Source organism: Rummeliibacillus stabekisii (assembly GCF_007988965.1).
In the GTDB taxonomy this organism is placed as follows: Bacteria; Bacillota; Bacilli; order Bacillales_A; family Planococcaceae; genus Rummeliibacillus; species Rummeliibacillus stabekisii.
This window is the reverse complement of sequence record NZ_BJVD01000001.1, coordinates 34,233-47,235: the sequence shown is the minus strand read 5'-3', so window position 1 is coordinate 47,235 and position 13,003 is coordinate 34,233. Positions and strand designations below refer to the sequence as shown.

The window sequence follows — 13,003 nt, the reverse complement described above, 5'->3', positions numbered from 1 at the left end:
ATAAATATGCTCTAGAACTTTTTGAATAAATTATCACTTCTATTATACAAAGAAAGAATATAATTCATTCGTTAATATAATTCATAACCTTATCCATATAGCTGTCCATAGTTTTACCAGTATCAACAACCAAGTATTCATAATCAGTTGGCTTTTTGCTACTTTCTAAGGTTTTTTTAAAAGCCTCTTCAGAACGTATCTCTCTTATTTGACTTGTCATGCTTTCTCGTTTTATTAATCTATAATTTATTTCATTAAAGTTATTAAGGTAGCACTCAATGTATTTATATTTCACACTATACTTTTTAGACAAACCTATTCCTTTATCAACTATTTCTTTATAAAGGCAGGGACTATCAAATATTACATTTTGGCCTTGAGATAAATGAAATTCAATTAAAGACCAATCAATATTGTATGATATCTTACCTGTTTTGACATCAACCGGAATATTCTCTATCGAATGTAATAATGCAGATTTTACAATGTCATGGTCTATTATAACTGCACCTGTTCTCTTAGCAATTTGTCGAGATAGTGTGGACTTACCCGAGCCAGGGAAGCCAGACATTTGAATAAAAACATTGTTCAACACCATTTCTTATATTTTTTTATATCAATTACTCATTTGCTTAATACTTCTGAAATCCACCAAATCTAATCTTAAAAAGCATCTGCAAAAGCACCATAGGGATCTTTCAAAAAATCTCTTTTATCATTGATTACATTATTAAAATCCATTTCCAAATAGTACATCGCCTTGCTTAGATCATCATAGAAAAATGGGACAAATTCTAGGTCTTTAAAATGGTACACTTCAATGGACTTTTCATTATTTCGATGAGCTTCAAAAATACGATGATTACCATTGATACAATGAGGCATATTCCCCATTAAACGCTGACTTTGAAGTATCATGACAGGATTTTTATGATTCGTTTTTATGTTATTCAAATCTTTATTTATATTCCCTTCGTCAACCGAGGCAATAATTTGAGTTGGATTAAAAATTGTTGGGTTGATACCTTCTTTTTTTATAAGCGCAGTAGCACCATCTATATCTAAGGCATATTCAAATATTCCTGTTGGAAACACTGCATACAATGAGAATGTCTCTTGTCCAATTGGATGGACTACCGGGTAAATCTCATCCTTTAGATACTGCCCTACAATTTCATTCCACTTTGAAGCAGTTCTCACTCCATAATTCGATTTATTCTCCATTTCCTGAGTACGCATTTGAAAGTGTTTTAGTGGATTAAAACACCTTGATGCCTCTTCATAATATTCAATTTGATTTTTAATCAAAGCCCTCTCCCCTCCCTCTACAATCTGATCAATACCATCATTGTTTTCAATACGCCATCAAACGAGCGCCCTATCCTTATGATATATTACTTAATAGCTTTAGTAGCAATATAACACGGCATATATTGTGTTAATGTTCCTTTATGATGATAATCCTCATAAAGATCTTTTAACTGAAATCCAGCTTTGATTTGACCACCGATTTGAGATTCTAATGAATGACTAAATTGTATACCGCCATTTTTTCTTAAATCCTCATGATTCTCTTCATTATTTTCTAACCCATTATAAGGTAGTTTATGTACTACTTTCAGTTCATCCACTCCCTCACCAAATAAATAGAGGGCAGGGTTTGCAAAACCAGAGAGTAGAACACCACCTTTTTTTAGAATTCTATAGCACTCTCGCCACACGTGTTCCACATCTTGAACGAAACAATTAGAGACGGGGTGAAATATCATATCGAAATACTCATCTTCAAACGGTAGATGTTTAGCCATGTCTCCTTTGATAATATTTATTGTATACTCTTCTCTTTTCGCAACTTCTTTATCTAACTCAAGCTGATTATCCGAATAATCAAAAACTGTAATATCTGCTTTCTGAGCAGCGAAAATAGGACATTGTTGACCTCCTCCACTTGCAAGCCCCAAGACTTTAGCACCCTCTAAAGGGATAAACCACTCTTTAGGAACAGATTGACATGGAGTGAGATACATTTCGAATATCCCTTTAGTTGCTTTTACATAATCATCGTGGCTAATTGACAATGACCACTCGCCCCCCGAAGAAGCCCAATCATTCCACATTTTCGAATTTATTTTCGTATATTCGTTCTCTTCATTCACTTTAAACTCTCCTTAACTATGTTTCGGTTCTTCCTAGATTATTAATTCCTAGCTGGAGGAATTACACCCGAAACAAGCAAAATAAATAATAGTAACCCAATCAATAAATATAAAATAGAAGCATTAAAAACGGGACCTCTTTTGAACACAAAAGGCTCACTTTTTTGAATATAGCCCGTCTCACCTCGCAATTGAGTTGAACGAATTTCAGAAGCCCTACCCCCACTGCTAGAAAAATAGTAGATGATAATAGTACATCCCAAGCCTATAAAAAACATCACTTCGATGAAACGTACAGAAAATTTCGTAGCTGCAAAGAATGTAATGGCTGCCTCAATGGCGATAGTGATAGCTATAATTAACCAACTCTTCTGTTTCACTTTTTTCCTCCATATATTGTATTTACTTATATAATTTTAACAGATTAATTAGCTATTTTTTAATAAATATAAATATTTTTTCTATTTAAATTATTATCAAGTATTACTTCGATTTCTTTTCACATAAATAGGCTCAAATTTTTATTTGAGCCTTAATAAATAGTATAAATTGTGTTATCTACTTACCTTTGTCAGGTTTTCTCTTGTAGTATAAGTGAACAAGAATGACAGCCAACGGGGGGAAAACAAACAATACGACATGCGTTATTTTGAAAATAATAAAAGTCACAAATAAACTGATAACTAAACTAACCACATACCAAATCCACATCTTTTTCTACACTCCACTTTTTCTTACTAGTATATCATTCCTTAGCTAGATCAGTTTTTGAGAGTAGCTTTGCAAGAAATTCTTTATCTTCATCTTCTACCTGATAATAAGAATATGGACGCTGATAGTCTGTAAAAAATACGCGGTCTTTTTTTCTATCTATCCATACGGAGTAATTACTCACTACTGCATTTTGATTATCATCTCTAAATTGAATGTAGTATGGTTTTAAATTTGCCAATTCCTTTTCTGATATCTTTATACTTCCTCCATTATCAAATAGTTCTTTCCCTTTTTGATATAGTTCCTCATCGCGTATAGATTTTACTAATTGTAATGTTCCAGTTTTGTCAACGGCGCCTGTTTGGACGGAATGATTGGGCGCCATACAACCAAAAAGCATCAAAATACAACACATACTGCCCCATTTTAACCACTTCATCACATCACCTTCTTCTTAGCTTTTTATCAGCTATTTCCATCTTTCATTATTCTTATGAGTATTTTTCCGATATTCTTTTTTTCAAAACCTTCGGTGCATATGGCTATATCTGATATGATAGTATTGTGGAAAAGGAGGCATATCTATGAAACAAAGTGAACTGCGTAAAAGAATGCTGCGCAATGAAGACAAGTTAAAGTATTTAGATGCAGAATTAAGGGTTATTCAATCTAAGTTTGATATTGAATTCACTCGTTTTCTAAAGAAGATTGGTTTAATTGATTATGATGAGATATTTGAAAACAGGGCAACTATCGGAAAGTTATTTCAGGATTTGCCTGAAAGCAGTCCAATAAAAAAAGCGTATCAAAAACATTTTAAACATCATCTTGCTGAATTGTTTTTTAACCTTTCTATTGAAAATGAACGCTTTAAAGTAGAAGTGATGTTAAATAATGACGAATATATTATGCTTGAAGAAGACAAAGAAAAAATAGCTCCATTAATTAATGACATTCATATAGCAATCGAGAAGATACAATCAGAATATATGGCAATCCAGCAAAAGTATGTGGATATGCGTTATGAAGCTATGTTGCCTGCAGACGCATTAATAGAAGAGAAAAAAAGAATTGAACATGAGTTACAACAAATTCAATAAAACATTTTTCTAGCTGTGTGTTTCATATCTGTCGTTTGAGGGTATACTAAAAGCAAGCAATAGCAATTTTATATTAATAGGAGGGTTTCTTATGGGACTAGCTAGTATCGGTGTGCCCGGATTAATCGTTATTCTTATTATTGCATTGATTGTATTCGGACCTTCCAAATTACCTCAAATCGGCAAAGCAGCTGGTGATACTATTCGAGAATTTAAAAATTCAACCCAAGATTTGCGAGATGAAGTTACTGTCACCAAAAAAACAGACGATGAAAATAAACTCAATTAAGTTATAAAGAGCAAACATATGTTTTGCTCTTTTTTAGTTGTTTCATTAAAGAAAAAAGGAAGAAGGAAATAAAACATGACAAAAAAATATTAACGCAAACTCTACTTTCTACTAGTAGGGTTATTAGTCCTTACCGGGTGATCAGAATTAACAAAACAACCAATAAATAGGAACACAACTCCCAATCAATTTGATTCCGCTGAACAAGTAAAGGTATCTATTTTAGATATTGGTCAAGGAGAAAGGACAAGGTGAAAATGTTATACAATATCTTAAAAAATTTAATGTTAAATAATTGAATGCAGTCATCTCAACTCACCCGGACGCTGACCATATTGGCGGTTTAGCAGATGTGATAGAAGCTTTTCCTGTTAAATCCGTCTTTGCTCCTCGCTTAACACATACAACCATTGCTTATCGGAACTTTCTACAATCCGTAAATGCAAAACAACTAAAAATACATGTAGCAAAAGAAGGTATATCAATACCAGTTGAAGAAAATATGCTAAGCTTCAATTCATTGGTCCTACAAAAGAATATGCACAGAGTGATCTAAACGATTGGAGTGCAGTACTACTAATGCAATATGGCGCAAATAAATTTTTATTTACAGGAGATGCGGAAACAAGAGCTGAAAAAGATATGTTGGCTGTTCATTTGATTCCTAAAGTGGATGTGTTAAAAGTTAGCCATCACGGTGCTAAAGAATCAACAAATGCTAATATCTTATCACAAGCAAATCCAACATATGCTGCCATTAGCGTGGGTACAGATAACCGTTATCATCATCCAACAGCAGAGGCACTCAACCGCTTAAAAAAAGTTCATGCTAAAATTTACAGAACAGACGAACAAGGCACAATTACATTTAGCAGTAATGGAAAGAATATTGGTGTAAAGGAGGTGAAATAAGTGCAAAAAGGGGTTGTGGATCGATTTGAGGGAGAATTAGCTGTCATTGAAATAGATGGAGTAACTGTGGATTACCCTAAAAAAATAATACCAAAGGAAGTACAAGTAGGTGATTTATTGATAATCAAGAATGACACTATTTCCATAGATGCCGAAGGAACTAACATTTAAAAATAGAAATTGATAATTGGGCGGACGAATTATTTGAAGAATGATTATTAAAGTTGAATGACTTTGGGCGTATATTCAAAAACATAATGATGGATCATACGTCCTTCCACTTTCCCAATACGACTATTCTTTCAAGAATAACAGAATATAATTGTTTTTTCAGCAAAATATATGATATCATAAAAGTACATAATGTAAGTAAATATATATCATAAGAAAAAGCGAGGGATGAGCAATCATTTCTCGCTTTTTCATTTGTTTAACTTTTTCATTTAATATTAGTAAACTATAAAATTGTAATTCTGTGGTCATCAATTAATAAAAATTAAAAATAGTTATTGCTCTTTCGTTAATTCGCTTTCTATTACCCATTTATAGTTTCTTTCTTTCGCTTCTCCTGTAGTCGGTTGATAATTAATCATGTAGACGTTTGTTTTTTTGCCCGTAATAATCCTTGCTCTTGCTCCCTTCATTCCTGGTAAATGATCCGCTTCTAACGTAATATGTTCTCCTGGTTGCAACAGTTTATCGTTCGATTTTTGTATCTCTTCTTGCACAATCCATTTGTAGCCCATTACTTCTCGAACATCTGATGTTTTTGCATAATCTACCTGGTATGCTGTTGAATCATAAGCACCCACAATAGTCCCTTTTGCTCCTTTCATCCCTTCTTTATGGGTGGCCAATACGGCTACTCGACTACCGACAGGATATGCTGGTGTCGAAGCTTTTTTTATGTTTGGAGGGACAATCCCTGAGTTGTAATCTTCCACATCAGTATTATCCGTAACGGAATGTTTAGTTTCCATGTTTAAATGATCATCTGGAGCTAAATTTATATTTTTGTTAACTTTTTTTGTATCGCTATTGCCGCAAGCAGCAAGCACTAAAACTGTCAGTAAAATATACACTAGCGTAACTGGTTTCTTAATCATTTTTTCCTCCCATAATTTTGATATGGGTAGTATGTACATTCATCTATATTTTATTTCTTTCAATAAAAAACAATGTAAAAAGACGGCGAGGATTAAACAACGTTTAATACATTTGTTTTGATACACAAACAACAAGAAGAGCTAGAGGTACTCTAGCTCTCACGAAATGGATTAGTTATTTTGCCATACTACGGCAAGCTTCTGCGCATCGATAGCAGGCTTCTGCACATTCTTGGCAGTGTTGATGGTCATGCTTTTTACATTCATTTCCGCATGCTTCACAAATTTCCGCACATAGTTTACAGATTAATGAAGCAAATGGACTGTTAGATTGCATTGATTTAATAGCTAGCGCACAAATGTCAGCACATTCGCGGTCCATTCGAATACACTCTACCATCATTTTTACATTTTCTTCTTTCAAACATGCATCATAACAACGATTGCACGCCTCCATACAGTCTATACAAGCTTGAATACACTCTTCATAATTCATAATAATACCTCCTGTTATATTTTTAATTTGCTCTCTTTTTTATTATTCCCAGCTATAAATTTCATAAACACAAAACCCTCCAACCTGAATTTTCGATTGGAGGGTTTTGTGTTTATTCTTTAGTTAGTTCATCTTCTGTAACCCATTTATGATTTTTCACTTCTTTGTCGCCATTTGTCGGCGTATAGTTAACCATATAAACGGTCGTATCTTTCGAGGAATCAATGATGCCTTTTGCACCCTTCATTCCTTTCATATGATCTGCTTCTAATGTCACTTCGTCACCTTTTGCGAACTTTTTATTGTCCGCATCTTTGATCTCTTGCTGGATGACCCATTTATGATTTTTCACTTCTTTACCACCATCTGTTGGCTTATAAGATACTGAATAGACTGTTGTGTCATATGCCCCAACAATTGTTGCTTTCGCTCCCTCCATTCCAGGCATATGGTCGGTATGCATAATTGCTTTGGAGCCTATTTTAAAGGTTGGATTTTTAGCTTCTTGCAATCCAGTTGGTACTTCTCCTGAACTAGAGTGATCCATATTCATATGATCGGAATTCGTATTCTGTTGTTCAGTTGTCTTTGCTTGCTCTCCTTTCTTTTGGTCGCCTTGTTGATCATTGCATGCTACTAATGCAAATGCAGTTGTAATGGATAAGAATCCCATGGTCCATTTTTTATTCAATTTAAACTCCTCCTCTATCTACTTCTATTAACATGTCAAAGATATCGTAAACATATGTAGAATTTATGAAGAAATAGGTAGAGAAATCGTAAATGTAGTACCTTTGTCTAGAAGACTTTTGACAAAAACTTGTCCACCATGAGCTTCGACTAGCTTTTTCGTGATTGTCATGCCAATTCCAGAACCTTTATAATTATTTTGCCCTCTATAATTTCGTTCAAATAATTTGCTGGATGTTTCTTCGTCCATACCACATCCGTTATCTGAGATAATTATTTGAAGTTCCTCTTGTGATTTATTCATCAATTGAATTTCCAGAGTCCCTTTTACCGGAAGATGGAAAAGTGCATTCTTAATGATATTATGCAGGATTTGATTTAAGCGTAATGAATCGACAGAAGCAAAAATACTCTGGTCCAACGCCAAATTCACTTCTATTTTTCTTTCAAGCAGTTCACTTGCAAGAGATATGACAGCACTCTCTATAACGGGAGCAACCTGATGAAGTTGCTTGTTGATTTTAAAAGTTGGACTATTAATATCATTTAACGTATCCAGCTCACCTACCAGCAAAATAAGACGATCAATTTCTTCAATACACGCTTCAAGCCTTTTCGGAGTTGCCTTCCATACGCCATCCTCAAAAGCGCTCAAATAACTCTTCACAGATGCTAATGGATTACGAATTTCGTGGGCTAAATCTTGTGTCATTTCTTTTCGCCGAACCTCATAAACACTCAATGTTTTATCTAATGTTTTCAAGGACTGTCCTAATTGGCCAATCTGATCATCAATTGTATAGGTAATATTCAAATCTCTTTTCCCTTTGACTAACTGTAAAGCAAAATGATTCAACTCTTGAATTGGCTTAGTCAAAGTCCGAGCTATGAAAAAACTGGACACTAAAATAATGATAAACAACAAACCGATTGACCAGACAGCTGTTTCAGCAAGCGCCATGTCAAAATGATGAATAATTTCTTCCGCATCTTTAAGTTGTAACATCATTAAATGTTCATGCCCTTTATATAACAGGATTGCAGTGATTATAAGAAGCATTGTTAAAGAAAATGCAGCAATAATAAAGGCGATTCTAACTTTAAATTTCATCTTCATCCGCCATTTCGTTCATTTTATACCCAATACCAAAAACTGTTTGTATATAGTCATAGTTCAGCTTTTTACGGAGATTTTTTATATGCTGGTCAACAACACGAGGATTATTCTCTTGTACACCACCAACCATTTTGTACAGTAAATCTTCCCGGCTATATACCTTTTTAGGATTTTCAGCAAGCAAGCATAAAATCGTTGCTTCATGCTGTGTTAGTTGTATCGTTTCCTCCTGTCTTTTAACTGTATTCAATTCTTTAAGAATAGTTAGGTCTCCAAATCTAATCACATCTTGCTGTGTTTTTAAGGGAAGGAGTCTTTCAGCCCGAATCAGTATCTCTTTTGGATGAAATGGTTTGACCACATAGTCATCTGCACCACTGTTAAAGCCGTTCACCTTGTCTTCAATTGATATTTTGGCTGTCAGCATGATGACGGGTATTTGATAGTTCAATTTGGCATACCGACAGATTTCCTCCCCATCCATATCCGGTAGCATTAAATCCAAAATAATCATATCAAGCGGTATATTGTCCATCATCTCAATAGCCTTTTCCCCTGTATTTGCTACACAGGTTTGATCTCCATTTCTCTCAAAATAAGATGTTAAGACATCTGTTATTTTTTGTTCATCATCTATTATTAACACTTTCAAGCTACTCACTCTTTTTCTTAATGTCTGTTTTCAATAATTAGTCACTCTCTAATACGTATTCTACTTGTGCGGCAATTTCGATGCCTTGCAATGCTTGTGAAGCAAGACGATCTGCTTCACCATTCATTTTACGTGATATATGTTCATACTCTGCTTCAATGCCTAGTTTTTTTAGCGCAGTATCTATACGATCTGCAAAACTTAGTAAATTTGGCTCTAGCACCGCCCATTCACCACTCATTTGATTGATTACGACTTGTGAATCTCCCAAAAAGCGTACATTCATATGATGTACATTTAAAAGCTCCAATTCGATAATACTCAAATGCAGCGCTGCATACTCTGCCTCATTGTTTGATTTATGACCAACCGCCTGTACGTTTCTTCGCAGTCGTTTTTGTTTACCATTTTGTTCAAAGTAGATAGCACAACCAAGTCCCGAAACCGCAGTCTTTAAATCATATCCGCCGTCAAAATAAACTGTAATATTGTGTGGCTCCTCTTCAATTTCTTTCAAATAGCGTTTTAACTCTTTCATTGTCCATGTACTACCATGTGGGTCTATCAACAGTAAATTTTTAATACGTCCTGTTTTCTCAATATCTTCCGCCATTTTAAGTGCTTTTCCAGCTTCCATTTGATCAGAGCGAAAGACTGTCTCCATAACACCACGTGGAATTTTGTAAGTCCATTCGATTGTAATTTTCATTGAAACCTCCGTCATTTTATCTTTTTAGCTTATTGTCACCAATATACAGATTAATTATGATATAGTAGCTCACCTAACACAAAAAGCCTCTAATAAAGAGGCTACAATAGGCTACTCGCCTAAAATTTGAGCTAATCGATTTTGCCCGTTTACTGCTGTTTCTATCACCTCGTCAAATAGTTGAGCGACAGACGGCACATGATCAATCAAACCAATTACTTGGCCAGCCCAACCAAAACCACTTTCTTGCTCGCCATCATAAATATATTTGCAATTCGCTTCACCACTAATCATATCTTTCAAATCTTCATAAGTTGCTCCGCTTTCTTCTTTTTGAAGTATTTTTTCTGTGAAAGGAGATTTAATGGTGCGAGCAGGAGCACCAAGTGACCGCTTGATTACGACAGTATCTGTTTCTTTTCCGTGAATAATCGCTTGCTTATACACTTCACTTGCATGGACGCATTCTTTAGTGGCGATAAAACGTGTACCCATTTCAATACCTTCAGCACCAAGCGAGAGGCCTGCAAGCAATCCTCTACCATCGCCAATACCGCCACTAGCAAGAACAGGAATAGATACGGATTCAACAACGCGCGGTACAAGAACTATTGTGCCAATATCTTCGCGTCCTAAATGGCCGCCACCTTCTTGACCAACTGCCATCAATATATCTGCTCCTAGTTCTTCCGCTTTCTGAGCTTGCCTTACTCCTGAAACCAAGACTAGAGTGCGAATATCTTCATTTTTAACGCGTTTTAACACTGGTGCTGGATTACCACCTGTAATAGAAATAGCAGGTACTTTCTCTTCAATTGCGGTTTCTAAAAGCTCTTCATATGCATTTTGATGTTTTGAAATAGCGAAGTTGACGCCAAAAGGACGATCTGTTAATGTGCGCACTTTTCGGATTTCATCTCGAAGCTTTTCCTTAGATCCCAAAGTAGCGGCTGTAATCTGTCCTATCCCGCCAGCATTTGAAACCGCAGCGCATAAATCGGCGTAAGCCAAATAAGCAAGACCACCTTGGACAATGGGATACTTAATTCCAAGAATCTCTGTAACACGTGTTTTCAATTTGGACACCCCCATGTATTGTATATACCTTTCTTTCTATTAGTATAAGGGAATGCAAAGAATTTTCATATTATTGGAACTAAAATAGAATGAAATGCGGGTCTGCATTTGATAAAGTAATATAAAGAATTAATTTCCATATATGAATGTTTTAAAAATAAATTAGCGAAAGGATTTAACAAGATGTATTACCCATCTAAAAAAGATTTATGGCAATACCCTTTATATTGGGGTACAATCATTGCTTGTTTCGCACCTCTTGTTGCAGGAAGAGATTATGTAGTCCTTGTTTTTACTGTTCCGTTAGCAATTTTGCTCATATGGGGTTGGTTTTGTACAGGATATAAAGTTAATCAAAGCTACCTGATTATTCGAAATGGCCCCTTCAAAAAGAACGTTCCTATCAAAGAGATTAAAACAATTGCTAAAACCAAAAATTTGCTTGCTGCCCCTGCCCTTTCAATAGATCGATTGGAGATCATTTATGACGCAGACAATAAAATGGCACTTGTATCTCCAAAGGAGCAGCTGCAATTTTTAGCTACTTTAAAAAGTATTAACCCTAAAATTGAATTAGACTCCAAGCTAAATCAGTAAATCATCTATGAATCAAAATAAGGAACAGCTTTACTAGCTGTTCCCACTCTCTTATCCCCAAATCTCTTTTGATATATCAACAATAAACTTTAATTTTGCCCATTGTTCTTCTTCCGTTAGAATATTACCATGATGGGTTGAAGCGAATCCACACTGTGGGCTGATACATAGCTGCTCGAGTGGTACAAATTGTGTTGCCTCTTCTACACGAGCTTTGATGTTTTCCTTGTCTTCCAACTCGCCGAATTTTGAAGTAAATACTCCCAGAACTACCTGCGGCCCGCCCTTTGGAATATAGGATAGTGGTGTGAAGTCGCCAGACCGATTGTCATCATATTCTAAGAAAAATCCGTCCACTATTTCATTTGCGAACAAAGTTGGAGCAATTTTAGCATAACTTCCTTCAAACGCCCATTTTGAACGATAATTCCCCCGGCATAAATGTGTAGTTACTATTAAATCTTCCGGCTTGCCTTCTAACACTCCATTTGCTACCCGAAGCGCAAGGTTAATCAATTCTTCACGTGAATATCCACTGTCGTTAAACGGAATATTCTCAGCATTCAGTCCCGCAATATAGACATCATCCAACTGCAAATAACGACAACCTGCTTCATAGAAGGCCTGGATTGCATCCCGGTAAGTTTGGATAATATCACTCGCATATTCCTCGATATCTGGATAGATGTCAAGTTTTCTTATGCCAGCATTGAATAATTGGTTTGGGCTAGGTATCGTTTGTTTTGGAATTGCCCGATCTCCTACAATTTCTTTGAACTCTAGAAAATCTTGAATATGCGGATGTTTTGGGTTGAAAGAAATCTTTCCGTTATTACGAACATCATATTTTTCTGTTTCTTCTCCTTTAAATTGGAAGCCGTGTTCTGGGATATATCCTTCAACACCGTTTAAATGTTCAAGAAAATCTGTATGCCAAAATCTACGTCGAAACTCACCATCAGTTACTGCTTGTAAACCAACATCAATCTGTTTATCCACCGCTTTTTTGATCTCTTCCGTCTCAATCTGATGTAATTGTTCTGCGGATATGTTACCTTCTTGATAGTCCTTACGTGCTTGGTGAATGCTTTCTGGTCTTAATAAACTACCTACATGATCAGCTCTAAATGGTGCTTTTACTAACGTCTTTGTCATCAAAATCTCTCCCTTAGTTTCATTTAGTTAATTGACTAATTGACTCCAACTCTTCTACCCTCTAAATAGAAAAAACCCTCTTCTCAATGAATAAGAAGAGGGTTGGAATACCATACGAAAAAAACGCTCCTCTTATCTGCTAGCTTTACGCTACTGGAATTGGCACAGTACTTTAATAGTCCGCTGCCGAGGCTTCAAAGGGCCAGTCCCTCCACCTCTCTGGATAAGAAAAT

The 13,003-nt window shown here is 35.4% G+C and carries 19 protein-coding genes and 1 riboswitch; of the genes, 6 read left to right on the top strand and 13 right to left on the bottom strand.

Annotated elements, in window-relative coordinates; all coding sequences use genetic code 11:
- Window positions 1-64 precede the first annotated feature (64 nt).
- The 5 genes from RST01_RS00295 to RST01_RS00275 form a co-directional block, all read right to left on the bottom strand.
- Window positions 65-571: a P-loop nucleotide/nucleoside kinase family protein gene (locus RST01_RS00295; RefSeq protein ID WP_147195025.1), complete on the bottom strand. Its 507-nt coding sequence runs from the start codon at window positions 569-571 to the stop codon at window positions 65-67.
- A gap of 92 nt (window positions 572-663) precedes the next feature.
- The gene (locus tag RST01_RS00290) at window positions 664-1,308 is read right to left on the bottom strand and encodes a hypothetical protein (RefSeq protein ID WP_147193375.1); all 645 of its coding nucleotides are present in this window, start codon (window positions 1,306-1,308) and stop codon (window positions 664-666) included.
- Between the two features lie 86 nt (window positions 1,309-1,394).
- On the bottom strand, window positions 1,395-2,156 hold the full coding sequence (locus RST01_RS00285) for a class I SAM-dependent methyltransferase (RefSeq protein ID WP_147193374.1): 762 nt from the start codon (window positions 2,154-2,156) through the stop codon (window positions 1,395-1,397).
- Between the two features lie 41 nt (window positions 2,157-2,197).
- Window positions 2,198-2,536: a hypothetical protein gene (locus tag RST01_RS00280; protein WP_147193373.1), complete on the bottom strand. Its 339-nt coding sequence runs from the start codon at window positions 2,534-2,536 to the stop codon at window positions 2,198-2,200.
- Between the two features lie 365 nt (window positions 2,537-2,901).
- Window positions 2,902-3,309, bottom strand: a complete 408-nt coding sequence (locus tag RST01_RS00275) for a hypothetical protein (protein ID WP_147193372.1) — start codon at window positions 3,307-3,309, stop codon at window positions 2,902-2,904.
- Between the two features lie 145 nt (window positions 3,310-3,454).
- Between RST01_RS00275 and RST01_RS00270 the strand changes: the two genes are divergently transcribed.
- The 5 genes from RST01_RS00270 (at window position 3,455) to RST01_RS00255 (ending at window position 5,342) form a co-directional block, all read left to right on the top strand.
- A complete protein-coding gene (locus tag RST01_RS00270; RefSeq protein ID WP_066787430.1) occupies window positions 3,455-3,970 on the top strand; it encodes a hypothetical protein in 516 nt (171 codons plus the stop codon).
- A gap of 91 nt (window positions 3,971-4,061) precedes the next feature.
- Window positions 4,062-4,259 (top strand): twin-arginine translocase TatA/TatE family subunit, encoded by a 198-nt coding sequence (gene tatA / locus RST01_RS00265; RefSeq protein ID WP_066787432.1) that lies wholly within the window; start codon window positions 4,062-4,064, stop codon window positions 4,257-4,259.
- A gap of 295 nt (window positions 4,260-4,554) precedes the next feature.
- The gene (locus tag RST01_RS16145; protein ID WP_244946625.1) at window positions 4,555-4,815 is read left to right on the top strand and encodes an MBL fold metallo-hydrolase; all 261 of its coding nucleotides are present in this window, start codon (window positions 4,555-4,557) and stop codon (window positions 4,813-4,815) included.
- Between the two features lie 23 nt (window positions 4,816-4,838).
- Window positions 4,839-5,171, top strand: a complete 333-nt coding sequence (locus RST01_RS16140; protein WP_244946624.1) for a ComEC/Rec2 family competence protein — start codon at window positions 4,839-4,841, stop codon at window positions 5,169-5,171.
- Window positions 5,172-5,342, top strand: coding sequence for a DUF3006 domain-containing protein (locus tag RST01_RS00255; RefSeq protein WP_221297924.1), 171 nt, complete (start codon window positions 5,172-5,174; stop codon window positions 5,340-5,342).
- A gap of 335 nt (window positions 5,343-5,677) precedes the next feature.
- Here RST01_RS00255 and RST01_RS00250 read toward each other — a convergent pair whose 3' ends face one another.
- The 7 genes from RST01_RS00250 to RST01_RS00220 form a co-directional block, all read right to left on the bottom strand.
- Window positions 5,678-6,277: a YdhK family protein gene (locus tag RST01_RS00250; RefSeq protein WP_184117475.1), complete on the bottom strand. Its 600-nt coding sequence runs from the start codon at window positions 6,275-6,277 to the stop codon at window positions 5,678-5,680.
- Between the two features lie 175 nt (window positions 6,278-6,452).
- The gene (locus tag RST01_RS00245) at window positions 6,453-6,773 is read right to left on the bottom strand and encodes a four-helix bundle copper-binding protein (RefSeq protein ID WP_147193370.1); all 321 of its coding nucleotides are present in this window, start codon (window positions 6,771-6,773) and stop codon (window positions 6,453-6,455) included.
- A 112-nt stretch (window positions 6,774-6,885) separates the two neighbouring features.
- Complete coding sequence (locus RST01_RS00240; RefSeq protein ID WP_244946623.1) at window positions 6,886-7,464, bottom strand: YdhK family protein; 579 nt, start codon at window positions 7,462-7,464, stop codon at window positions 6,886-6,888.
- 63 nt (window positions 7,465-7,527) lie between these two features.
- Window positions 7,528-8,574 carry a sensor histidine kinase gene (locus RST01_RS00235; protein ID WP_184117474.1) on the bottom strand — a complete coding sequence of 349 codons (1,047 nt, stop codon included), beginning with the start codon at window positions 8,572-8,574 and terminating at the stop codon, window positions 7,528-7,530.
- A complete protein-coding gene (locus RST01_RS00230) occupies window positions 8,564-9,226 on the bottom strand; it encodes a response regulator transcription factor (RefSeq protein WP_244946649.1) in 663 nt (220 codons plus the stop codon). The genes RST01_RS00235 and RST01_RS00230 overlap by 11 nt, the downstream gene beginning before the upstream one ends.
- A gap of 43 nt (window positions 9,227-9,269) precedes the next feature.
- Window positions 9,270-9,941 (bottom strand): reverse transcriptase-like protein, encoded by a 672-nt coding sequence (locus tag RST01_RS00225; protein ID WP_147193367.1) that lies wholly within the window; start codon window positions 9,939-9,941, stop codon window positions 9,270-9,272.
- 111 nt (window positions 9,942-10,052) lie between these two features.
- The gene (locus RST01_RS00220) at window positions 10,053-11,018 is read right to left on the bottom strand and encodes an NAD(P)H-dependent flavin oxidoreductase (protein WP_147193366.1); all 966 of its coding nucleotides are present in this window, start codon (window positions 11,016-11,018) and stop codon (window positions 10,053-10,055) included.
- Window positions 11,019-11,201: 183 nt separating this feature from the next.
- Between RST01_RS00220 and RST01_RS00215 the strand changes: the two genes are divergently transcribed.
- The gene (locus RST01_RS00215; protein ID WP_147193365.1) at window positions 11,202-11,615 is read left to right on the top strand and encodes a PH domain-containing protein; all 414 of its coding nucleotides are present in this window, start codon (window positions 11,202-11,204) and stop codon (window positions 11,613-11,615) included.
- Between the two features lie 51 nt (window positions 11,616-11,666).
- Here the strand turns inward: RST01_RS00215 and RST01_RS00210 are convergent, their stop codons facing one another.
- Window positions 11,667-12,770, bottom strand: coding sequence for a 5-methyltetrahydropteroyltriglutamate--homocysteine S-methyltransferase (locus RST01_RS00210; protein ID WP_147193364.1), 1,104 nt, complete (start codon window positions 12,768-12,770; stop codon window positions 11,667-11,669).
- Window positions 12,771-12,899: 129 nt separating this feature from the next.
- A riboswitch (SAM riboswitch) is annotated at window positions 12,900-13,000 on the bottom strand.
- Between the last annotated feature and the right edge of the window lie 3 nt (window positions 13,001-13,003).